The 21,653-nt window shown below is 72.9% G+C and carries 17 protein-coding genes; 12 read left to right on the top strand and 5 right to left on the bottom strand.

Annotated elements, in window-relative coordinates:
* Window positions 1–18 precede the first annotated feature (18 nt).
* The 5 genes from C1708_RS12550 to C1708_RS12525 all read right to left on the bottom strand — a co-directional run bounded on the left by C1708_RS12550 (window position 19) and on the right by C1708_RS12525 (window position 6,501).
* Window positions 19–1,107: an acyltransferase gene (locus C1708_RS12550; RefSeq protein ID WP_106412766.1), complete on the bottom strand. Its 1,089-nt coding sequence runs from the start codon at window positions 1,105–1,107 to the stop codon at window positions 19–21.
* A 114-nt stretch (window positions 1,108–1,221) separates the two neighbouring features.
* On the bottom strand, window positions 1,222–2,574 hold the full coding sequence (locus C1708_RS12545) for a polysialyltransferase family glycosyltransferase (RefSeq protein WP_106412765.1): 1,353 nt from the start codon (window positions 2,572–2,574) through the stop codon (window positions 1,222–1,224).
* Between the two features lie 3 nt (window positions 2,575–2,577).
* The gene (locus tag C1708_RS12540; protein ID WP_106412764.1) at window positions 2,578–3,543 is read right to left on the bottom strand and encodes a glycosyltransferase family 2 protein; all 966 of its coding nucleotides are present in this window, start codon (window positions 3,541–3,543) and stop codon (window positions 2,578–2,580) included.
* Window positions 3,544–4,075: 532 nt separating this feature from the next.
* Entirely contained in the window at window positions 4,076–5,515 is a 1,440-nt protein-coding gene (locus C1708_RS12530; protein WP_106412763.1) for a polysialyltransferase family glycosyltransferase, read from the bottom strand.
* A complete protein-coding gene (locus C1708_RS12525; RefSeq protein ID WP_106412762.1) occupies window positions 5,512–6,501 on the bottom strand; it encodes a glycosyltransferase family 2 protein in 990 nt (329 codons plus the stop codon). Before C1708_RS12525 ends, C1708_RS12530 begins: the two co-directional genes overlap by 4 nt.
* 198 nt (window positions 6,502–6,699) lie before the next feature.
* Between C1708_RS12525 and C1708_RS12520 the strand changes: the two genes are divergently transcribed.
* The 12 genes from C1708_RS12520 (at window position 6,700) to C1708_RS12465 (ending at window position 21,583) form a co-directional block, all read left to right on the top strand.
* The gene (locus tag C1708_RS12520; RefSeq protein WP_106412761.1) at window positions 6,700–8,016 is read left to right on the top strand and encodes a DUF6716 putative glycosyltransferase; all 1,317 of its coding nucleotides are present in this window, start codon (window positions 6,700–6,702) and stop codon (window positions 8,014–8,016) included.
* Between the two features lie 32 nt (window positions 8,017–8,048).
* Window positions 8,049–9,272, top strand: a complete 1,224-nt coding sequence (locus tag C1708_RS12515; protein WP_106412760.1) for an N-acylneuraminate cytidylyltransferase — start codon at window positions 8,049–8,051, stop codon at window positions 9,270–9,272.
* A gap of 14 nt (window positions 9,273–9,286) precedes the next feature.
* Window positions 9,287–10,222, top strand: coding sequence for an N-acetylneuraminate synthase family protein (locus C1708_RS12510; protein ID WP_106412759.1), 936 nt, complete (start codon window positions 9,287–9,289; stop codon window positions 10,220–10,222).
* A 42-nt stretch (window positions 10,223–10,264) separates the two neighbouring features.
* Complete coding sequence (locus C1708_RS12505) at window positions 10,265–11,368, top strand: hypothetical protein (protein WP_106412758.1); 1,104 nt, start codon at window positions 10,265–10,267, stop codon at window positions 11,366–11,368.
* Window positions 11,369–11,676: 308 nt separating this feature from the next.
* Entirely contained in the window at window positions 11,677–12,906 is a 1,230-nt protein-coding gene (locus C1708_RS12500; protein ID WP_106412757.1) for a M20 family metallopeptidase, read from the top strand.
* Window positions 12,907–13,204: 298 nt separating this feature from the next.
* Window positions 13,205–14,254 (top strand): BMP family lipoprotein, encoded by a 1,050-nt coding sequence (locus C1708_RS12495; protein WP_106412756.1) that lies wholly within the window; start codon window positions 13,205–13,207, stop codon window positions 14,252–14,254.
* Window positions 14,255–14,585: 331 nt separating this feature from the next.
* Window positions 14,586–15,635 (top strand): BMP family lipoprotein, encoded by a 1,050-nt coding sequence (locus C1708_RS12490; protein WP_106412755.1) that lies wholly within the window; start codon window positions 14,586–14,588, stop codon window positions 15,633–15,635.
* A gap of 198 nt (window positions 15,636–15,833) precedes the next feature.
* Window positions 15,834–17,414, top strand: a complete 1,581-nt coding sequence (locus tag C1708_RS12485) for an ABC transporter ATP-binding protein (RefSeq protein WP_106412754.1) — start codon at window positions 15,834–15,836, stop codon at window positions 17,412–17,414.
* Window positions 17,414–18,538 (top strand): ABC transporter permease, encoded by a 1,125-nt coding sequence (locus C1708_RS12480; protein WP_106412753.1) that lies wholly within the window; start codon window positions 17,414–17,416, stop codon window positions 18,536–18,538. Before C1708_RS12485 ends, C1708_RS12480 begins: the two co-directional genes overlap by 1 nt.
* Window positions 18,535–19,809, top strand: coding sequence for an ABC transporter permease (locus C1708_RS12475; RefSeq protein ID WP_106412752.1), 1,275 nt, complete (start codon window positions 18,535–18,537; stop codon window positions 19,807–19,809). The genes C1708_RS12480 and C1708_RS12475 overlap by 4 nt, the downstream gene beginning before the upstream one ends.
* A complete protein-coding gene (locus tag C1708_RS12470) occupies window positions 19,806–20,207 on the top strand; it encodes a cytidine deaminase (RefSeq protein ID WP_106412751.1) in 402 nt (133 codons plus the stop codon). The genes C1708_RS12475 and C1708_RS12470 overlap by 4 nt, the downstream gene beginning before the upstream one ends.
* Window positions 20,208–20,305: 98 nt before the next feature.
* Entirely contained in the window at window positions 20,306–21,583 is a 1,278-nt protein-coding gene (locus tag C1708_RS12465) for a thymidine phosphorylase (RefSeq protein ID WP_198602715.1), read from the top strand.
* The last annotated feature ends 70 nt before the right edge of the window (window positions 21,584–21,653 follow it).

The following is a 21,653-nucleotide window of genomic DNA, read 5'->3' as shown; positions in this document are numbered from 1 at the left end:
GGGAGGGCCGGCGCGGCGTCAGCCGAGCAGGCGGCGCAGGTTCAGCCGGCCCCACAGGAGGCTGGCGGCGAACGACAGGGTCATCACCGTGACCAGCAGACCGGCCAGCAGCAGCGCGGCCGCGGGTCCGCTCAGGTCCGGCGACACGAGGGGGGCGGCGATCTCCTCGACGAACAGCACGTGCACCATGTACGCGCCGAGCGCCGCGCCGGCCAGTCTCCGCAGCGCCGGCCGCCACCGCTCCGGCACCCGCACCCTGCTGACCAGCAGCAGGACGCAGACGCACATGACGGCGACGAACAGGTGCGCGTTGGGCATCACGTAGTGGACCCGCGTGTTGTACCAGAGCGCCCCGGCCATGGAGAGCGGCAGCAGCACGAACAGCGGCCACCGCGGCCGTACCGTCCCGGCCGGCAGGGACAGCAGCAGCGCCCCGCCCACCGCGTAGACGATCGCGTAGAAGGCGAAGCCCCAGGAGGAGGCGGGCATCTCCCGGCCCGTCACCTCGGCGGCCGTGGTCAGCACGCTGGGCGTCACCGCGATGCCGAGCAGCGCCGCGCCCAGCCCCCAGGGGCGACGGCCGGACCGCAGCAGGACCACGAGGGCCAGCAGCGCGATCACCGGGATGTAGTTGTACATGAACCACAGGTGGTAGGCGGGCCGCACCGAGCCGAAGAGGGAGTCCGCCGCCAGCTCCGTCATGGGCCGCTCGTTGCGGTCGCGCAGCCAGGCCCACGCCAGGTAGACGCCCGTCCACACGAAGAGCGGCACGAGGTTGTGGACGATCCGCCGCCGCATGTGCGCGCCGTCGCGCGGAGGCGCCCCCACGAGCACCGCCCAGCCGGCGACCGCGAAGTACACCGGGACGGCGAACGGGTTGACCGCCTCGGCGACGTGGCCCGCCCAGTAGGAGCCGGCGCCGTTCGCCGGGTCGTTGCCGGTGGCGTGGATGAACAGGGCGCCGACGTGGCCCACCATGATGGTCGCGGAGCAGACCAGCCGCAGAAGGTCGATGTCGTAACGGTGCTCCCGCGTGGCGGTCCGCGCCGGGGGAGAGCCGGTGCCGCTCTTCTGCTGCGGCATGCGTACGGCGATGTCGTCGGTCACCGCGCAACTGTGCACCCCTGGCGTGTACGGGAGTTGACGGGACGGTGGCGTGCCCGTGGCCGGTGCGTTCCCGGCGGCACGCGGGGCCGCCGGGAACGGCGCGGCGGCCCCGCGTCACCGCTTCCGGGTACCGCGGACCGCCCGCCCCACCTTCCGCCGGGCGCGTGCCGCGCGGACCCGCGCCCGGGTGGCGGGACTGCTGCCGGGCAGCCCCAGCTCGGCCAGGCGCAGGGCGGGGAAGTACGGGGCGGGACTGTCCGCGAGGTGGGCGCGCAGCCACTCCTCCGCGGGCCCCCGCAGCGCCGGATACGTCCGGGGCTGCATGCAGAAGCCCATGGTCCGCACCAGCGGCTCCAGCGACGCGGGCGCCGCGCCCAGCACGGCCGGGGTCTCGTCCCGCTCCAGGTCCGGCACCAGATGGTCGACCAGCGTCAGCGGTATCCGGTTGCTGTTCTGGTACGGCCGCAGCCGGTCCAGCACCAGGGCCGTCCCCGCCCGCGCCACCGGCACGTCGTAGTAGGCGGACGCGGTCACCATCGCCGTGGAGAAGCAGCCGACGACCAGCTCGGGCCGGGCGTGGTGGTACAGCGTCTCCGCGAGCAGCGGCGCGTCCAGCACGGTGAGCCGCACGCCCGCGTCGGCCGCCGCCTTGTGCAGCGCCGCCGAGTAGCCGGCGGGGGCGGTCGGGTGGGGCTTGAAGACGATCGAGCGGTGCCCGGCGCGCACCGCCCCGGTGAGCATGCGCACGTGCAGGTCCTCCTCCTCGCGCGCGCTCAGGATGTCGATCGCCGCCAGGTACTGGCCGAGCAGCACGGCCGTCGGCCGCTCCTCGCGCACGGGCGCGAGGAGCGGGTCGTCCGCCGCCTCCCGGGCGACCTCGTCCAGCACCGCGCGGAACGCCCCGTCCGGCACGATCACCGGCTCCACGCCGTACTCGGACAGCAGCAGCGGCCGCAGCCCGGGGACCAGGTCGAGGTGGAGCAGCCGCCGGACGCGCCGGCCGAGGGTCAGCGGCAGCCTCTCCCGGGTCGGGCCGTAGCTCATCAGACCGTCCGCGTAGACGTCGACGGACGCCTCGGAGAAGATCGCGACCAGCGCGCGGGCCGGGTTGGCCTGGATCGACTCGACGGCCAGATCGACCCGTTCGTCCTCGTCGATGCCCCACAGCAGCCGCAGCGCCCGCTGCCACAGCACCGTGTCCGCGCCGCGCGGACCCCAGGCGCTCGGGTGGTACGGGCTGATCGCCTCGTTCCAGCTCACCACCGTGTCGAAGCGGGCGGCCAGCGGGCCGTAGCCGTGCATCTCGTCCAGGCGCAGCGCGGTCTCCGGGACGGCCGCATTGTGCGAGACCAGAAGGATCCGGCGGGCCTGGCCGCGCGGTCCGAACAGGCCCGCGTCCAGCGCCGCGGCCAGGGTGGCGGCGCCGTAGAGGGTCGAGACCTGGAACATCTGCGTGGTGCGGTGCATGGGTCAGGCAGCCTTCCGCCCGTCGCGCAGGCGGCCGAGGAGCCTGCTCCGGGTGCTGTCGATGGTGGTCAGGGTCTCCTCCAGCGCGTGCTGGGGCATGCGCAGCAGCGCCTCCCGCGCCTCCTGCCGCAGCCGCCGGGCCGCCGACGGCTCGTACGCGTCCGCCTTGCCGAGGTGGAAGGCGATCATGGCGCAGTAGGTGCGGACGGCCTTCGGGAGGAAGCGGTCGCACTCCGGGTCGCCCTGCACGTCCCGCAGCAGCAGGTCGTACGCCGGGATGAAGTCGAGCTGGCGGGAGTCCTTGATCTGGGTGAGGGAGGTCGCGACGCCCCGCCGGTAGAACACCCCGTGCAGTCCGAGGGACGCGTAGGTGCGCGCCGTCAGGTGCAGCCGCCAGATCCACAGCCGGTCCTCGGCGGTGCGCAGTTCGGTGACGAAGCGCATCCCGCCGTCGTCGAAGAGACGGCGGCGGTAGATGCCCGCCCAGACGAACGGGTAGTCGACCATGGTCTCCGTGTCGACGGGCGTGATCCCGTCGCGCGGGTCCATCACCGCGTTCCGCACCGGGGCCGGGGGCCGCTTGACCACCCGCTCGGTGCCGGTGACCTGCACATGATCCGTGCGGGCGAAGTCGCAGCCCAGCTCGTCCATCGCCCGCACCATCGCGGCGAGGTGCCCCGGGCCGTACCAGTCGTCGCCGTCGAGGAAGGCGAGGTACTCCCCGTCGGCCGCGTCGATGCCGGAGTTCCGCGCCTGGGCGATCCCCCGGTTGGTGTCGTGCCGGATCACCCGCGCGCCCGGCAGCCTCTCCGCCCACCGGTCGATCACCCAGGGCGTGGCGTCCGTGGAGCAGTCGTCGACGATCAGGAACTCGACGTCCGGGTGCGCGTTGGCGGCGAGACTGCGCAGGGTGCTCTCTGCGAACGCCTCCACGTTGTGCATCGGGACGACGACGGACAGTTTCGGCACGGGGTTTCTCTCTTTCGGGACGGGAAGCGGCGGCGGTCTCGGTGGCTCGGGCCGGGCCGAACACCTCCCTCAGCTCGTCGAGGTCCGCCCGCGTGGTCTCCCACAGGGGCCGCTGCGCGGTGTTCGCGTCCGCCACGGCGGCCGGGTGGTGGTCGAGGACCGCGGACGCCCGCTCCGGGAACAGCGGGCCGAGGTCCCGGGCGTGCACCGGCGGTCCCCGCTCCTCGCGGCCGATGCCGGACAGGAAGCAGGCGAGCTTCGGATGCGGGACCGTCCTCGCTCCGGACGCCGAATGTGCCCCGGCACGGCGGTCCGCCGATGGCGTCCGGGTGGACATCCGGTGAACAGTCATCGGCCAACAGCCGACCCGTGCCCGGGTGTTCGTGCTCAGACGGCACCCGGCCGGACCCGGCGCGGATACCCGGCCACTTCCGGGCGCCTTCGCCCCGCCGGGCCGGGGCGGGCCCCCGGCGCCGTGGTGATTGGCGGAAGGACGCGTCCCCGCCGCGCGCGGGACGGCTTGTGACATCGTTCAGCCCCGCACGGCCGTGCGCACCCGCCGCACCACCCGCCGGGCGATCCGGCTCCGCGACAGGAACACCACCTGCCTCGGCACACCCCCCGGCAACCCCAACGCGGTGAGCCGCCTCCGCGGAAACCACCGCCGGTCCCACGCCCCCGCCGCGAGATACCGCTCCGCGACGGCACGCAGCGAAGGATGCACCTGCGGCCGCACGGTGAAGGCGAGGGTGCTCAGAAGTCCCCGCAGACCGTCGCCGGCGGCCCCGTTCCCGGCGGCGGGCCGAGCACCCGAGGGCGCGTCCCCGCCGCGCGGGACCGGCGGCGTGTCGCCGCCCTCGACCCGTGCGACTTCGCCGCCGGACCCGGCACCGGGCACCGTGCCCGCCTCCGACAGCGCAGGCCCCGCCCCGGACTCCGCCCCCGGCAGCACCGCCTCCGCCAGGACCAGGGCGATCCGGTGCGGATGGTGATACGGCGTCAGCCGGTCCAGCAGGCGCTCCGTGCCGACGCGGGCGACCGGGAGGCCGTACAGGGCGGACGCCGTGAACAAGGCGGTCGACGAGCAGCCGACGACCAGCGCCGGGCGGCACGCCTCGTACAGCGCCTCCGCCGGGACGGGGGTGTCCAGGACCGTGAGGTCCACGCCCAGGCGTTCCGCCTCGGCCCGCGGCGCGCTGCCGTACCGGACCGGGGAGGCGGGGTGGGGTGCGAACACCACGTGGCGGTGGCCGCGTCCGGCCGCCGCCCGCACCATCTCCGCGTGCAGCGCGTCCTCCCCGCCCGGGTCGGTGATCCCGAGGGCGGAGAGACACTGTCCGGCCACCAGCGCCGCCCCCTCCGGCACGCCCTTCACCGCCGAGGCGATCTCACCCGCCACCGCCCGGAAGGCCTCCGTCGGCACCACCCGCGCCGGCGCCCCGAACTCGCTCAGCAGCAGCGGTGTCAGGCCCGGCACCAGGTCGAGGTGCAGCACCTGCCGCACCCGCGTGCCGATCAGCGGGTCGAGCTTGCCCCGTGTGGGCCCGTAGTCCGCCGGTCCGCCCGCGCAGACGTGCAGGGGCGCGCCCGTGAACACGCGGGCCACCGCCTGCGCCGGCGGGGCGTCCGGGGCGCCCAGGACCAGCTCCACGCGGTCGTCCCCGAGCGCCCACAGCCGCCGGACGTGCCGTTCGAGCAGCGGGACGTCCTCCGTGCGGGGCGTCCAGGCCGCCGGGTGGAAGGGCCGTATCGCCTCGTTCCAGGACAGCACCGCGTCGAAGCGGGCGCGCAGCCGGGCGAAGCCCGGCACCTCGTCCCACGGCGGGGCCGCCTCCGGCACCGGCGCGTCGTCGCACACCAGCAGCATCCGGCGCCCCGCGTCCGGCAGCAGCCCCGCCTCGACCGCGGCCGCCATCACGACGACCGCCGACGGAGTGGCCGCACAGAAGATCTGCGTGCCGGCCGTTTTCACGCGGCCCCCTTCCCCGCGCGCAGCGGCGCCCGCCGCAGCCGCCGCAGCCGCGACGCCCGCCCGGCGTCCATCGAGTCCAGCACCTCGTCCAGCACGTCCCGCGGCAGCCGCCGCAACGCGTCCGCGCACAGCGTCCGCAGCCGTGAGGCCACCGCCGGCTCGAACTTGTCCCGCTCGGCCAGATGACGGTCGATCACCGCGCAGTACGTCCGCACCGCCTTCGGCAGCAGCCGGTCCGCGTCCCGGTCCGCCGCCGTCTCCGCCACCACCCGGTCGAAGGCGGGGACGAAGTCCAGTTGCCGTTCGTCCCCGATCCGGGTGAGGGAGGAGGCGACGCCCTTGCGGTAGAACACGCCCAGCAGGCCCACCACGGCGAACGACTCCGCCTCCCGGTGCAGCCGCCAGATCCACGGCCGGTCCTCGGCGGTGCGCAGTCCGTCGGGGAAGTGCAGCAGCCCCCGCTCCAGCAGCCGCCGGTGGTAGACGCCGGCCCACGCCTGCGGGTAGTCCACCGCGGTGGTCCGGTCGGCGGGCAGGATCGCCGCCCGCGGGTCCAGCACCTCGTCCCGCGGCCCGACCGGCACCCGGTGCACGGTCCGGGCACGCCCGGTGACCCGTACGTGGTCGGTGCGCAGGAAGTCGCAGCCCAGCTCCTCCGCCGCGGCGACCAGCCGGGACAGGTGGCCGGGGGCGTACCAGTCGTCGCCGTCCAGGAAGGTCAGGTACTCGCCGCCCGCCGCGTCCAGCCCGGCGTTGCGCGCGGTGGCGATCCCGCCGGCGCGCTCCCGGCGGATGTGACGGACCCGCGCGACACGGGCCAGCTCCTCGGCGGCCCGCTCGACGAGCACCGGGGTGTCGTCCTCCGAACCGTCGTCGACCAGGACGAACTCGAAATCCGCGCGGGCATTCGCGCGCAGACTCCTGAGCGCGTCCGGCGCGTACGGACGGACATTGCGAAAAGGCACGATCACGGAAAGCTTCGGCACCCGGAAAACATTAGGAGACCGCCCGGAGCGCTTTCCGTCCGCCGGCCGTACGGGCGGTGAACTCCGTGTGTCGGTCCGGTGGATCGCGTCTGACTCCGCCATTTTCCCGGCCGGGTTCGGCTCTCGGTGGGGTGTTGTTAACGTTTCGTTGAGGCGCGGTTGGGCCGTTCGCGGAATTCGCTTCCTAACTTCTCCGGTGTGCCAGCAAGTGCAACGAAGCCCCTCAGGGTGGCGGTCCTCGCGGATTCCGACACCCGCTGGAAATGGGGCACGCTCACCGCGAAACGCATCGCGCCGCGCGACATCCGCCTGGACGGATATCTGCTGCGGGGCCGCGCCACGCCCACCGCCCGCCAGCTCGGCGAGGTCGGCGTCCGCGCGGACTCCCTGCGGGAGGTCACCGCGACCGAGTTCCTGCACGCCCTGCGCGAGGAGACGTACGGGTCGTACGACGTTCTCGTGCTCGCCCTGGTCGGCGGCGGGGTGCAGGCGATGCTGCACGGGCTGGGACGCGTCTGGGCCGGCCGGCCCCGCCGTCCCGTCGTCGTCACCGGCTACGTCGGCGTCGTCTACGAGAAGCTCACCGACGGCCTGCTGCTGCGCCACGGCGCCGACCTGGTGCTGGCCAACTCCCGCCAGGACGCGGAGCGTTTCCGCGCCGTCTACGAGGGGGTCGGCGCCGACGCCGGCGCGGTCACCGAGGTCGCGCTGCCGTTCCTCGGCGGCGCGCCCCACACCGGCGACCACGAGCCCTACCGGGTGGTGTTCGCCGCCCAGCCGTCCGTGCCGGACACCCGCGCGGACCGCACGTACCTGCTGAACCGGCTGGTCGAGCACGCCCGCCGCCACCCCGAGCGCGAGGTGCTGCTGAAGCTGCGCTCCCGGCCCGGCGAACACACCACGCACATCGAGGAACTGCCCTACCAGAAGCTGGCCCGCGGCCTCGCCCTCCCCGCCAACCTGCGCCTGGTCTACGGGCACATGGGCGAGGTCCTGGACCGCACCGACCTCCTCGTCACCGTCAGCTCGACGGCCGCCCTGGAGGCGCTGCACCGGCGCGTCCCCACCGCCGTCCTCACCGACCTCGGCATCCGCGAGGCGCTCGGCAACCACCACTTCGTGGGCTCCGGCTGCCTCGCCTCCTGGGACCAGCTCGACGCCGGACACCGTCCGGTGCCCGACGAGGAGTGGCTGGCCCGCCAGGGCGTCGCGGCGGACGGCTCGTACGCGACGGCCTTCGACGCGGCCCGCGCCCGCATCGCCGAGCTGCTCGACGAGCCCGGCGGACTCCCGCCGCTCACCCCGTACTACACGCCCGTCACCGCGCCCGGCTACCTGCCCGGCATCCTCGCCCGCCACCACCTCGGCCCCGACGGGACGCCGCTGCCCGGCGCGCCCGCCGCCGGCCGGGACCCCGGGCCGGTCCGGCGGATCGTGCGCCGCACCGCACGCGGCGCCTACCGCCACGGCGTGCAGCGCGTGGCTCCCGCGATCCGCCGGATGGGCGAGCTGTGACCGCCCCGACCCCCCTTCGAGGAGCTGACCCCATGTCCGACTCTCCGGCCGCCCGCCGGGTGCTCGCCGTGATACCCGCACGCGGCGGCTCCAAGGGCGTCCCCGCGAAGAACCTCGCCCCCGTCGGCGGCGTGCCCCTGGTGGCCCGCGCCGTACGGGAGTGCCGCGCCGCCCGGCACGTCACGGACGTGGTGGTCTCCACCGACGACGCGGCCATCGCCGAGACCGCGCGGCAGGCGGGCGCCGAGGTCGTGCCGCGGCCCGCGGACCTCGCCGGGGACACCGCCACCTCCGAGGCGGCCGTGCTGCACGCCCTGGACGCCTACGAGGCGCTGCACGGCGCGCGGGTGGACGTCGTCCTGCTCGTGCAGTGCACCAGCCCCTTCCTCACCCGCGAGGACGTCGACGGGGTGGCCGCCGCGGTCGCCCACGGCGGCGCCGACACGGCGGTGACGGTCGCCCCCTTCCACGGCTTCGTCTGGCGTCACGGCCCCGGCAGCGGCGACCCGGCGGCCGGCGGCGGACACGGCGTCAACCACGACAAGGCCGTCCGCCCCCGCCGCCAAGACCGCCCCCAGGACTTCCTGGAGACCGGCGCCGCCTACGCCATGGACGCCGCCGGCCTGCGCGAGCACGGCCACCGCTTCTTCGGCCGCACCGACCTCGTGCGCACCGACCCGGCGCGCGTCCTGGAGGTCGACGACCCGCACGACCTCGCGCGGGCCCGCGCCCTCGCGCCGCTCCTCGACGCCGGCCGGACCGGCCTGCCCACCGCCGGCGACATCGACGCGGTGGTCCTCGACTTCGACGGCACCCAGACCGACGACCGGGTGCTGATCGACGCGGACGGACGGGAGTTCGTCTCCGTGCACCGCGGCGACGGCCTCGGCATCGCCGCCCTGCGCCGCAGCGGCCTGAAGCTGCTGATCCTGTCCACCGAGCAGAACCCGGTCGTCGCCGCCCGCGCACGCAAGCTGAAGCTCCCCGTGCTGCACGGCGTCGACCGCAAGGACCTCGCCCTCAAGCAGTGGTGCGAGGAGCAGGGCATCGCGCCCGAGCGCGTGCTCTACGTCGGCAACGACGTCAACGACCTCCCGTGCTTCGCCCTCGTCGGCTGGCCCGTGGCGGTCGCGAGCGCCCACGACGCCGTACGCGGCGCCGCCCGCGCGGTCACCACCCTCCCCGGCGGTGACGGCGCGATCCGAGAGATCGCCGGCTGGATCCTCGGTCCCTCTCTCGAAACCCTCCCCCAGTAAGGAAACCCCTGGTCATGAGCGACTCCCGTATCCGCACCCTCGGTTCCCGCGAGGCCGGCCCCGGCCGCCCCGTCTACGTCACCGGCGAGATCGGCATCAACCACAACGGCGACCTCGAGAACGCCTTCAAGCTGATCGACGCCGCCGCCGAGGCCGGCTGCGACGCCGTCAAGTTCCAGAAGCGCACCCCGGAGATCTGCACCCCGCGCGACCAGTGGGACATCGAGCGCGACACCCCCTGGGGCCGGATGACGTACATCGACTACCGGCACCGCGTGGAGTTCGGCGAGGACGAGTACCGGCAGATCGACGCCTACTGCAAGGAGAAGGGCATCGACTGGTTCGCCTCCCCGTGGGACACCGAGGCCGTCGCCTTCCTGGAGAAGTTCGACGTGCCCGCCCACAAGGTGGCCTCCGCGTCCCTGACCGACGACGAGCTGCTGCGCGAACTGCGCGCCACCGGCCGCACGGTCATCCTGTCCACCGGCATGTCCACCCCGAAGCAGATCCGCCACGCCGTCGAGGTGCTGGGCAGCGACAACATCCTGCTCTGCCACGCCACCTCCACCTACCCGGCGAAGGCGGAGGAGCTGAACCTGCGGGTCATCCACACCCTCCAGCAGGAGTACCCGAACGTCCCGATCGGCTACTCCGGCCACGAGACCGGCCTGCAGACCACCCTCGCCGCGGTCGCCCTCGGCGCCTGCTTCGTCGAGCGGCACATCACCCTCGACCGCGCCATGTGGGGCTCCGACCAGGCCGCCTCCGTCGAGCCGCAGGGCCTGGCCCGCCTGGTCCGCGACATCCGCACCATCGAGGCCTCCCTCGGCGACGGCGTGAAGAAGGTCTACGACTCCGAGCTCGGCCCGATGAAGAAGCTGCGCCGCGTGGCCGGTGTCGTCGCCGAGGCGGAGATCGCCACGGCCGCCGGCGAGCCCGTGGCCGTCTGACCCGCCCCCACCCACCCCTACGACGGGAACGGTCGTACGTCGATGAGCCCCCGCGCCGGCCGCACCGGCCCCCGCACGCTCGCCTTCGTGGAGAGCCCGGTACAGCTGCTCAACGTGCTGGAGTGGGCGCACGCCCACGCGCCCGGCGCGGGACTCGCACTCGTCGTGCTGTCCCCGGTCGACCCGATGACCCGCGGCCAGCTCCGCCGCATGGCGGAGCTGGCCCGCGAGGAGGGGCACGACGTCCGCTGGGAGGAGGCGCGCGGGGGAGCGGGCGCCCCGCTGCGCACCATAGGCGGCCTCGCCGCGCCGCTGCGCCGGGCCCGGCGGGTCGTCCTCGGCGACCCGTTCTCCCGGTACGTGCAACTGCTGCTGACCATCACCCGGGCCCCCGAGGTGGTGGTCGTCGACGACGGCACGGCGACCATGGAGTTCGCCGGCCAGCTCGCCCGCGGTGAACGCCTGGTGCGCTGGCACCGCAAGGGCGGCCGCCCCGGCCCCCGCGACCTGGTCCTCGCCCCGGTGTCCGCCGCCGCCCGGCGCCGGCTCACCCCCGGCGAGGACCGCACGGTGGAGGTCTTCACCTCCATGCCGATGGCGGACGTCCCGCCCGGCGTCACCGTCCGCGCCCACACCTTCGCCTGGACCCGCGACCGCTTCGGACCGCCGCGCGTCACCCAGGGCGCCGACCTGGTGGGCACCTCCCTGGTGGAGACGGGCGTGGTGGACGCCGACGCCTACGTGCGGGCGGTCGGCGTCCTCGCCCGGACGCACGGCGCCCGGCGCTACTTCGCGCACCGCCGCGAGACCACCGAGAAGCTGCACCGGCTGGCCGTGGAGACCGGCCTGGAGATCGTCCGCCCCGAGCTGCCCCTCGAACTGGTCGCCCGCCGCGGTCCCGTCGGCCGTACGGTCGTCAGCTTCCCCTCCACCGTCGTCCACACCCTGCCGCTCGCCCTGGCCGGCACAGATGTGCGGATCGAGGTGTGCGACATCGACCCGGCGTGGCTCACCGCCCACGCCTCCCCGCGCGCCCGGGGCTTCCTCGCCGACGTCGCCGGCACCGCGCGGGAGGCCCACCAGCTGCGCGCCGTCGCCCCGCACCGCCGCACGGACCCCGGCCCGGCGGCCCCGCGCCCCTGCTGAACCCGCCCCGGACACACCCGGGCCCGGCGCCCGCTGTCCGCCGGATGAACCGGTCAGCGTGGGTTGGGCCGAGCGTGGTAACCGTGGAAGTACGGATGGTGCCGACGCCCGCGCGGGGACTGTGACCGGCCTCATGGCCCGGCAGGCCGGAACGCCCCTACCCTCCCAAAAGGGCGGTGAGTGTACCCATCTCACTGAACAGCTATGCGTAGGGCAGCCGGATTTTCTCCCTCCAACGGGCTGATTTTTCTTGATCAGGGGACAGTGGAGTGCTTCGGAGCCCTACTCTTCAAAGGGTGAAGCCACTGATGTCACTGGAGTCCGAGATCGATCTCCCCGGGGGAGCGGTGCTCCCCGGCGCGCTGCCCGAGGCGCTGCGCGCGGAACTCGTGGCGTTCCGGCGAGACCTCCACATGCACCCGGAGCTCGGCAACCAGGAGTTCCGTACCACCGCCGCGATCAAGGAACGCCTGCAGCGCGCGGGCCTGCGCCCCCGGGTGCTCTCCAGCGGGACCGGGGTGATCTGTGACATCGGGACGGACGAGGAGGCCGGCACCGACGCGGCGATGCTCGCCCTGCGCGCCGACATCGACGCCCTGCCCATCCCCGACATGAAGGCAGGCTGCGCCTACCGGTCCACCGTCCCCGACCGCGCCCACGCCTGCGGTCACGACGTGCACACCACCGTGGTGCTGGGCGCCGGCCTGGTGCTGGCCGAACTGCACCGCCAGGGCCTGCTGCCCCGCCCGGTCCGGCTGATCTTCCAGCCCGCCGAGGAGGTGCTGCCCGGCGGCGCCGCCGAGGCCATCGCCGACGGCGCGCTCGACGGCGTGGGCCGGATCCTCGCCGTGCACTGCGACCCGCGCGTCGACGCCGGGAGGATCGGGCTGCGCCAGGGCGCCATCACCTCCGCCTGCGACCGGCTGGAGATCGCCCTGGAGGGCCCCGGCGGCCACACCGCCCGCCCGCACCTGACGACCGACCTGGTCACCGCCGCCGCCCGGGTCGTCACCGACGTGCCCGCGCTGGTCGGCCGCCGGGTCGACAGCCGCAGCGGGCTCGCCGTCACCTGGGGCCGGGTCGAGTCCGGCCACGCGCCCAACGTCATCCCGCAGCACGCCGAGCTCTCCGGCACCATCCGTTGCCTGGACCTGGAGACCTGGCGGCAGGCGCCGGACATCGTGGTCGAGGCCATCGACGAGGTGGCCAATCTGCACCGCGCCAAGTCGCAGATCACCTACGTGCGCGGCGTCCCGCCGGTCGTCAACGAGGCCGGGGCCACCGAGCTGCTGCGCGACGCGATGATCGCCCGGCGCGGCACGGAGTCCGTCGAGGGCACCGAACAGAGCCTCGGCGGCGAGGACTTCTCCTGGTACCTGGAGCGCGTCCCCGGCGCCATGGCCCGCCTCGGCGTCCGCACCCCCGGCGAGCGGATCGTGCGCGACCTGCACCAGGGCGACTTCGACGTGGACGAGCACGCCATCACGGTCGGCGTGGAACTGTTCACCGCCGCCGCCCTGCTGGACGCCCTGCGGTAACGGCGCAGGCGGGACGAGGGCGGCCGTGTCCCCGGCGGACACGGCCGCCCTCGCGTGCGTCACCCGCCCCCGGCTCCCTCCGCTTGCGGCCCGGCCCCGGGGGGTGCAGCGTGGGCCCCGTGCAGACGCGTACGCCCGCCCGGCCCCCCTGCGGCCCCACGGCTCACAAGGGCGTGACCGGCCATCGGCACGAATGGATAACGGCCCCGCACGACCCCGTTCCCAGGAGTGTCTACGCGCGTTAATGTGCGCCGAACCGAGCACCCGCTGCGGGGCTTTGGAGAATGGGGAACTTCAGATGCGTCGGATATCCATACTGACCCGCGTAGCGGTGGGGGTCGCTTCGCTCGCGCTCGCCGCCACCGCCTGCGGTGGAACCAGCAGTGACAACGGTGACAGCGGGGGTTCCAAGGACGACCTCGGCGCCGCCATCGCCTACGACATCGGCGGCAAGGGCGACCAGTCCTTCAACGACGCCGCGTTCGCCGGCCTCGCCAAGGCCAAGGAGGAATTCGGCTTCAAGACCGCCGACGTCGAGCCCACCGAGGGCGAGACCGACGCGGACAAGGAGCAGCGCCTGGCCTCGCTGGCCCGCCAGGGCTACAACCCGGTCATCGGCGTGGGCTTCGCCTACGGCCCCGCGATGGAGGCCGTGGCCGCCAAGTACCCCGACACCACCTTCGGCATCGTCGACTCCGTCGTCGAGGGCGAGAACGTCGCCTCCCTGGTCTTCGCCGAGGAGCAGGCCTCCTACCTCGCCGGCGTCGCCGCCGCCAAGGCCACCAAGAGCGACACCGTCGGCTTCGTGGGCGGTGTGGACATCCCGCTGATCCACAAGTTCCGGGCCGGCTACGAGCAGGGCGTCAAGGACACCGACCCCAAGGTCCGGGTGATCTCCCAGTTCCTCACCCAGACGGCGGAGGAGGGCGGCTTCTCCAGCCCCGACAAGGGCAAGGCCGCCGCCGAGGGCCAGATCGAGAAGGGCGCCGACGTCATCTACCAGGCGGCCGGCCTCTCCGGTCAGGGCGTCATCGAGGCCGCGGCCAAGGCGAAGGTCTGGGCGATCGGCGTCGACTCCGACCAGTACAACCAGGAAGCCCTCGCCGGCTACAAGGACTACATCCTCACCTCCGCCCTGAAGGACGTCGGCGGCGCGGTGTACACGCTGACCAAGTCCGTCCAGGACGGCGAGCCGCTCACCGGCACCCAGGTCTTCGACCTCAAGGTGGACGGCGTCGGCCTCTCCGACAGCAACCCGAGGATGGCCGAGGTCGCCGGCCTGAAGGAGGCCGTGGACGAGGCCAAGAAGGGCATCACCGACGGTGCCATCAAGGTGGACACGGAGTGATCCCCGCGCCGGGCCGTCCCCGGCACTGACCTCCCGTACGGAGCGGGCGGGCGCACACGGCGCCCGCCCGCTCCGCCGTGCCCCTCCGTACCTCTCCGTGCCCCCTCCGTGTCTCCTCCGGGCCCTCGGAAAGCGCCGGACGCTCACCCAAAGCCACCCTCCGTTCGCGAACAGCAACACTTTGTCCCGGTGGCCGGAACCAGGTTGAACACGGGCGCATAACAAGGTGGACAGAAGGGGTTTTCAGGCAGGTCTACGCGCGTTAATCTGCGGCGAAGCCAGCGCCGTAGCTGTACCGTCCCGGCGCTTTGTACGACTAGGAGCACCACACATGCGCCGGATTTCCCGGATCACGGTCGCAGGCGCAGCGACCGCCTCCCTGGCCCTCGCCCTCTCCGCCTGCGGCGGCACCTCGACCTCCTCGGGCTCCTCGGAGTCGAAGGAGGGCAAGGGCCTCGCCATCGCGTACGACGTCGGCGGCCGCGGCGACCAGTCCTTCAACGACGCCGCCTTCGCGGGCCTGCAGCAGGCCAAGAAGGAGTTCGGCTACGAGACGGCCGACGTCGAGCCCACCGACGGCGAGACGGACGCCGACAAGGAGCAGCGCCTCGTCTCGCTGGCGAAGCAGGGCTACAACCCGGTGGTCGGCGTCGGCTACGCCTACGCTTCCGCCGTCAAGGGCGCCGCGGAGAAGTTCCCCGACACCACCTTCGGCATCGTCGACGACGCCACCGTCGAGGCGGAGAACGTCGCCGACCTGGTGTTCTCCGAGGAGCAGGCCTCCTACCTGGCCGGTGTCGCCGCGGCCAAGACCACCAAGACCGACGTCGTCGGCTTCGTGGGCGGTGTGGACATCCCGCTGATCCACAAGTTCCGGGCCGGCTACGAGCAGGGCGTCAAGGACACCGACCCCAAGGTCAAGGTCATCTCGCAGTTCCTCACGCAGACCGCGGAGGAGGGCGGCTTCTCCAGCCCGGACAAGGGCAAGAGCGCGGCCGAGGGCCAGATAGAGAAGAAGGCCGACGTGGTCTACGCGGCCGCCGGTCTGTCCGGTCAGGGCGTCATCGAGGCCGCCGCCGCCAACAAGGTGTGGGCGATCGGCGTCGACTCCGACCAGTACAAGCAGGAAGCCCTCGCCAAGTACAAGGACTCGATCCTCACCTCGGCGATGAAGGATGTCGCCAAGGCGGTGTACAACCTGGCGAAGTCGGTCGAGGACGGCAAGCCCGCGACCGGTATCGTCAAGGGCGATCTGAAGACGGGTGAGGTGAGCCTGTCGAACTCCAACCCGAAGTTCGCGGACGACGCCGAGCTCCAGAAAGCCATAGAGACGGCCAAGGAGAAGATCATCAGCGGCGAGATCAAGGTCAAGTCGAGCTGAGTCACACCCTGAACCACCGCGGGGTCGCGACCGCTCGACGGGGTGCGAGGAGCCCGGCTCCTCGCACCCCGTCGGCCGGGTGTGCCACCCCTTTGTCTGCCGAAGGGGCGCTACGCGCGTAGACGGCCCCCGTCCCCAGGAGAGTGCGTCATCAACGCGTCCAGCAGCCCTCCGGCCGGAGCGGCGGCCCACACCACGGTGACCGCCGTGGAGCTCGCCGGCATCACCAAGCGCTTCCCCGGAGTCGTCGCCAACCACGACATCCACCTGACCGTCCGCAAGGGCACCGTCCACGCCCTCGTCGGCGAGAACGGCGCCGGCAAGTCGACCCTGATGAAGATCCTCTACGGCATGCAGAAGCCGGACGAGGGGACCATCACGGTCCACGGCGAACAGGTGAACTTCTCCTCGCCCGCCGACGCCATCGCCCGCGGCATCGGCATGGTGCACCAGCACTTCATGCTGGCCGACAACCTCACCGTCCTCGAGAACGTCGTCCTCGGCAGCGAGAAGCTCCACGGCATCGGCGGCAAGGCCCGCCGCCGCATCAAGGAGCTGTCCGAGCGCTACGGCCTGGACGTGCGCCCCGACGTCCTGGTCGAGGAACTGGGCGTCGCCGCCCGCCAGCGCGTGGAGATCCTCAAGGTCCTCTACCGCGGCGCCACCACCCTGATCCTCGACGAGCCGACCGCCGTGCTCGTCCCGCAGGAGGTCGACGCGCTCTTCGACAACCTGCGCGAGCTCAAGGCCGAGGGCCTGTCCGTCATCTTCATCTCCCACAAGCTGGGCGAGGTGCTGTCCGTCGCCGACGACATCACCGTCATCCGCCGCGGCACCACGGTCGGCACCGCCGTGCCGTCCGAGACCACCCCGCGCCAGCTCGCCGAGCTGATGGTCGGCAGCGAGCTGCCCACGCCGGAGACGGCCGAGTCCACGGTCACGGACCGGCCCGTCATCACCGTCGACAAGCTGCGCCTGGCCGCCCCCGGCGGCAAGGCCCTCCTCGACGACATCAGCTTCACCATCCACGAGGGCGAGGTCCTGGGCATCGCCGGCGTCGAGGGCAACGGCCAGACCGAACTGGTCGACGCCCTCATCGGCCTGCGCCACGCCGACTCCGGCGTCATCCGGCTGGCCGACGAGGAGATCACCGCCTGGCCCACGCGCAAGCGCCGCGAGGAGGGCATCGGCTACATCCCCGAGGACCGCCACCGCCACGGCCTGCTCCTCGAAGCCCCCCTCTGGGAGAACCGCATCCTCGGCCACGTCACCGAGCGGCCCAACGCCAAGGGCATCTGGCTGGACCCGAAGGCCGCCCAGGAGGACACCCGCCGGATCGTCACCGAGTACGACGTCCGCACCCCCGGCATCGACGTCACCGCGGCCTCCCTGTCCGGCGGCAACCAGCAGAAGCTGATCGTCGGCCGGGAGATGAGCCACAAGCCGCGCTTCCTGATCGCCGCCCACCCCACCCGCGGCGTGGACGTCGGCGCGCAGGCCGCGATCTGGGACCACATCCGCGAAGCCCGCCGCGAGGGCCTGGCCGTGCTGCTGATCTCCGCCGACCTGGACGAGCTGATCGGCCTGTCCGACACCCTCCGCGTGATCTACGACGGCAAGCTGGTCGCCGACGCCGACCCGGCCACCATCACCCCGGAGGAACTCGGCACCGCCATGACCGGCGCCGCCGAGGGCCACCTCGAACACGAAGAGACACCTGCCGAGACCCAGGCCGACCTGTCCAAGTCCGCCGAGTCTCCGGAAGACGAGGCCCGCTGATGAAGAAGTTCGACAAGGAGCGCGTGCTCCTCGCGGTGGCCGGCCCGGTCATCGCGCTCGCCGTGGCCTTCGTGCTGAGCGCGATCGTGCTGGTCGCCTCCGGCAAGAACCCGGTCGAACCGTTCGCCCTCATGTTCGAGCAGGCCGGATACTCGGACGTCCAGGTGCTGATCCTCAACCAGGCCTCGATGTACTACATCGCGGCCCTGGCGGTGGCCATCGGCTTCCGGATGAACCTGTTCAACATCGGCGTCGACGGCCAGTACCAGCTCGGCGCGATGATGGCCGCCATCGTCGGCGCGCACGCCAATCTCCCGGCGTTCCTCCAGGTCCCGCTGCTGCTGCTGACCGCCGTGTGCACCGGCGCCTTCTGGGCGGGCATCGCCGGCGTCCTCAAGGTCACCCGCGGCGTCAGCGAGGTCGTCGCCACGATCATGCTCAACGCGATCGCCACCTCGCTGATCGTCTACATGTGGAAGCCGGACGTCTTCGGCGTCAAGATCGGCAACAACAGCACCACCGGCGAGATGTACGAGTCCGGCTGGATCCCGGGCATCGACCTCGGCGCGGCCGGCGAGATCTACGGCCTGGTGATCCTCGCCGTCCTCCTCGGCATCGGCTACTGGATCGTCCTCAACCGCACCCGCTTCGGCTTCGACCTGCGCGCCTCCGGCGCCTCCAGCTCCGCCGCGGCCGCCAGCGGCGTCGACCCCAAGCGCATGGTCCTCACCGCCATGCTGCTCTCCGGCGCCATCGCCGGCCTCGCGGGCCTGCCGATCCTGCTCGGCGACTCCCACACCTACAACCTCAACTTCCCCACCGGCATCGGCTTCCTCGGCATCGGCATCGCCCTGCTCGGCCGCAACAGCCCGGTCGGGATCGTCTTCGCCGCCCTGCTGTGGGCCTGGCTCGACAAGGCGTCGCCCGAGCTGGACTTCCACGGCTACGACAAGGAGATCGCGGTCATCATGCAGGGCCTGATCGTCCTCTCGGTGGTCGTCTCCTACGAGGCCGTCCGCGAGTGGGGCCTGCGCCGCCAGCAGCGCCGGGTCGGCGCCGAACTCGCCGCGGGACACGTCCTGGGCGCCGACAACAACACCACGAAGGAGGTGGCCGGCCGATGACCGCTCCGACCACAGCGACCGACGTCAACCAGCCGTCGCTGGAGCACGCCCCGCAGACCGGCCGCCGCATGTCGCTGCCCGTCCTGATGCTGGTCATCGCCGGAGGGCTGGCGCTGACCTCGATCGTGCGCCTGATCACCGGCGCCGACGGCATCACCAACGTCAGCCAGATGTCCACCGCGCTCCAGCTCGCCGTGCCGATCGGCCTTGCCGGCCTCGGCGGCCTGTGGGCCGAGCGCGCGGGCGTGGTGAACATCGGCCTCGAAGGCATGCTGATCCTGGGCACCTGGTTCGGCGCCTGGGCCGGATTCCAGTGGGGTCCGTGGACCGGCGTCCTCGTCGGCATCGTCGGCGGCTGCCTCGGCGGCCTGCTGCACGCGATCGTGACCGTCACCTTCAACGTCAACCACATCGTCTCCGGTGTGGCGATCAACATCCTCGCCCTCGGCGCCACCCGCTACCTGGCCCCGCTCGCCTTCGAGGGCCACCAGGGCGGCTCCGCCAAGCAGTCCCCGGCGGTCGAGTCCCTCGGTCACTTCACCGTGCCGGGACTGTCCGACTGGCTGACCGACCTCAACGCCAAGGGCTGGTTCTTCGTCTCCGACATCGCCGGCCTGCTCGGCGGCCTGGTCACCGACGTCTCCTGGCTGACCCTGATCGCCGTCGCGCTCATCCCCGCCACCTGGTGGATCCTGTGGCGCACCCCGTTCGGCCTGCGGCTGCGCTCCTGCGGCGAGAACCCGGTGGCCGCCGAGTCCCTCGGCGTCAACGTCTACAAGTACAAGTACCTCGCCGTGATCATCTCCGGCGGACTGGCCGGCCTCGGCGGCGTCTTCCTGTCCATCGTGGCCAACCCCTTCTACCTGGAGGGCCAGACCAGCGGCCGCGGCTACATCGGCCTCGCCGCGATGATCTTCGGCAACTGGATGCCGGGCGGCCTCGCCATCGGCGCCGGCCTCTTCGGCTACACCGACAGCCTCAACCTGCGCGGCGGCTCCACCAACGTGCACGCCCTGCTGCTGCTCGGCGCGCTGCTGCTGGTCATCGGCGCGATCTGGCTGGCCGTCCGCAAGAAGTACGTCCACGCGGTGATCACCCTGATCGTCGGCGCCCTCGTCTTCGCCTGGTACGCCGGCACCAACGAGGTCCCGAGCCAGGTCGTCGCCGCCACGCCGTACGTCATCACCCTGGTCGTCCTCGCCCTCTCCGCCCAGCGGCTGCGCATGCCGAAGGCGGACGGCATGCAGTACCGGAAGGGACAGGGCAAGTGACCGCGGCCGGCGAGGTCGACTGGGAGGCGCTGCGCGCGGCGGCGCGGGACGCCATGACCCACGCCTACGCCCCCTATTCGGGGTACCCGGTCGGCGTCGCGGCCCGGGTCGACGACGGACGCACGGTCACCGGCTGCAACGTCGAGAACGCCAGTTACGGACTCGGCCTGTGCGCCGAGTGCGGACTCGTCTCGGAGCTGCAGCGCACCGGGGGCGGCCGGCTCACGCACTTCACGTGCGTGGACGGCGGCGGCGAGATCCTCGTCCCGTGCGGCCGCTGCCGCCAGCTGCTGTACGAGTTCGGCGGCCCCGGACTGCTGCTGGAGACGCCCGAGGGCATCCTGCCCCTGTCCGAGATGCTGCCCCAGGCCTTCGGCCCCCAGCACCTCACCAAGTAACTCCCGTGCGGCCCCTCCCGACGGCGCCCGGCACCCCGGGCGGCGTCGAGCGGAGGGGCCGCGCTCTTCGCACTCCGGAAGGAACGCCAGCCATGGCCATGGACGTCATCTCCGTCATCCGCACCAAGCGGGACCGCGGCGAACTCACCGACGAGCAGATCGACTGGGTCATCGACGCGTACACCCGCGGGGAGGTGGCCGACGAGCAGATGTCGGCCCTCGCCATGGCGATCCTGCTCAACGGCATGAACCGCCGGGAGATCGCCCGCTGGACCGCCGCGATGATCGCCTCCGGCGAGCGCATGGACTTCACGTCCCTGTCCCGCCCCACCGCCGACAAGCACTCCACGGGCGGCGTCGGCGACAAGATCACCCTGCCGCTCGCGCCGCTGGTCGCCGCCTGCGGCGCGGCCGTCCCGCAGCTCTCCGGCCGCGGCCTCGGCCACACCGGCGGCACCCTCGACAAGCTGGAGTCCGTCCCCGGCTGGCGCGCCCTGCTCTCCAACGAGGAGATGCTGTCCGTGCTGGACACCACCGGCGCGGTGATCTGCGCGGCCGGCGACGGGCTCGCTCCCGCCGACAAGAAGCTCTACGCCCTGCGCGACGTCACCGGCACCGTCGAGGCGATCCCGCTCATCGCCTCCTCGATCATGTCCAAGAAGATCGCCGAGGGCACCGGCTCGCTGGTCCTGGACGTGAAGGTCGGCTCCGGCGCCTTCATGAAGACGATCGAGGACGCCCGCGAGCTGGCCTCGACCATGGTGGGCCTCGGCACCGACCACGGCGTGCGGACGGTCGCCCTGCTCACCGACATGTCCACCCCCCTCGGTCTCACGGCGGGCAACGCCCTGGAGGTCCGCGAGTCGGTGGAGGTCCTGGCGGGCGGCGGCCCCGCGGACGTCGTCGAGCTGACCCTCGCCCTGGCCCGCGAGATGCTCGACGCGGCCGGTCTGAAGGACGCCGACCCGGCGAAGGCCCTCGCCGACGGCTCCGCGATGGACGTCTGGCGCCGCATGATCAGCGCCCAGGGCGGCGACCCGGACGCGGACCTCCCGGTCGCCCGCGAGCAGCACGTGGTGAAGGCGCCGTCCTCCGGCGTCCTGACCCGCCTGGACGCCTACGACATCGGCGTCGCCGCCTGGCGCCTCGGCGCGGGCCGCGCCCGCAAGGAGGACCCGGTGCAGGCGGGCGCGGGCGTCGAGATGCACGCCAAGCCCGGCGACCGCGTCACCGAGGGCCAGCCCCTCCTCACCCTCCACACGGACACCCCGGACCGCTTCGACCACGCGCTCCGCTCCCTGGAGGGCGCCTACGACATCGCGTCCGCCGACACGGACGTCACGACGGGCCCGGTCGTCCTGGAACGCATCGTCTGACCAGCGCTTTCCCCTTCCGGGTGAACGGGACCGGTGGACCTCCGCCGGTCCCGTTCGTCATGCTGTACCC

Source organism: Streptomyces sp. DH-12, from assembly GCF_002899455.1.
Lineage (GTDB): Bacteria > Actinomycetota > Actinomycetes > Streptomycetales > Streptomycetaceae > Streptomyces.
Note: the sequence above shows the minus strand (reverse complement) of the source record. Positions and strands in the feature narration are given on the sequence as shown.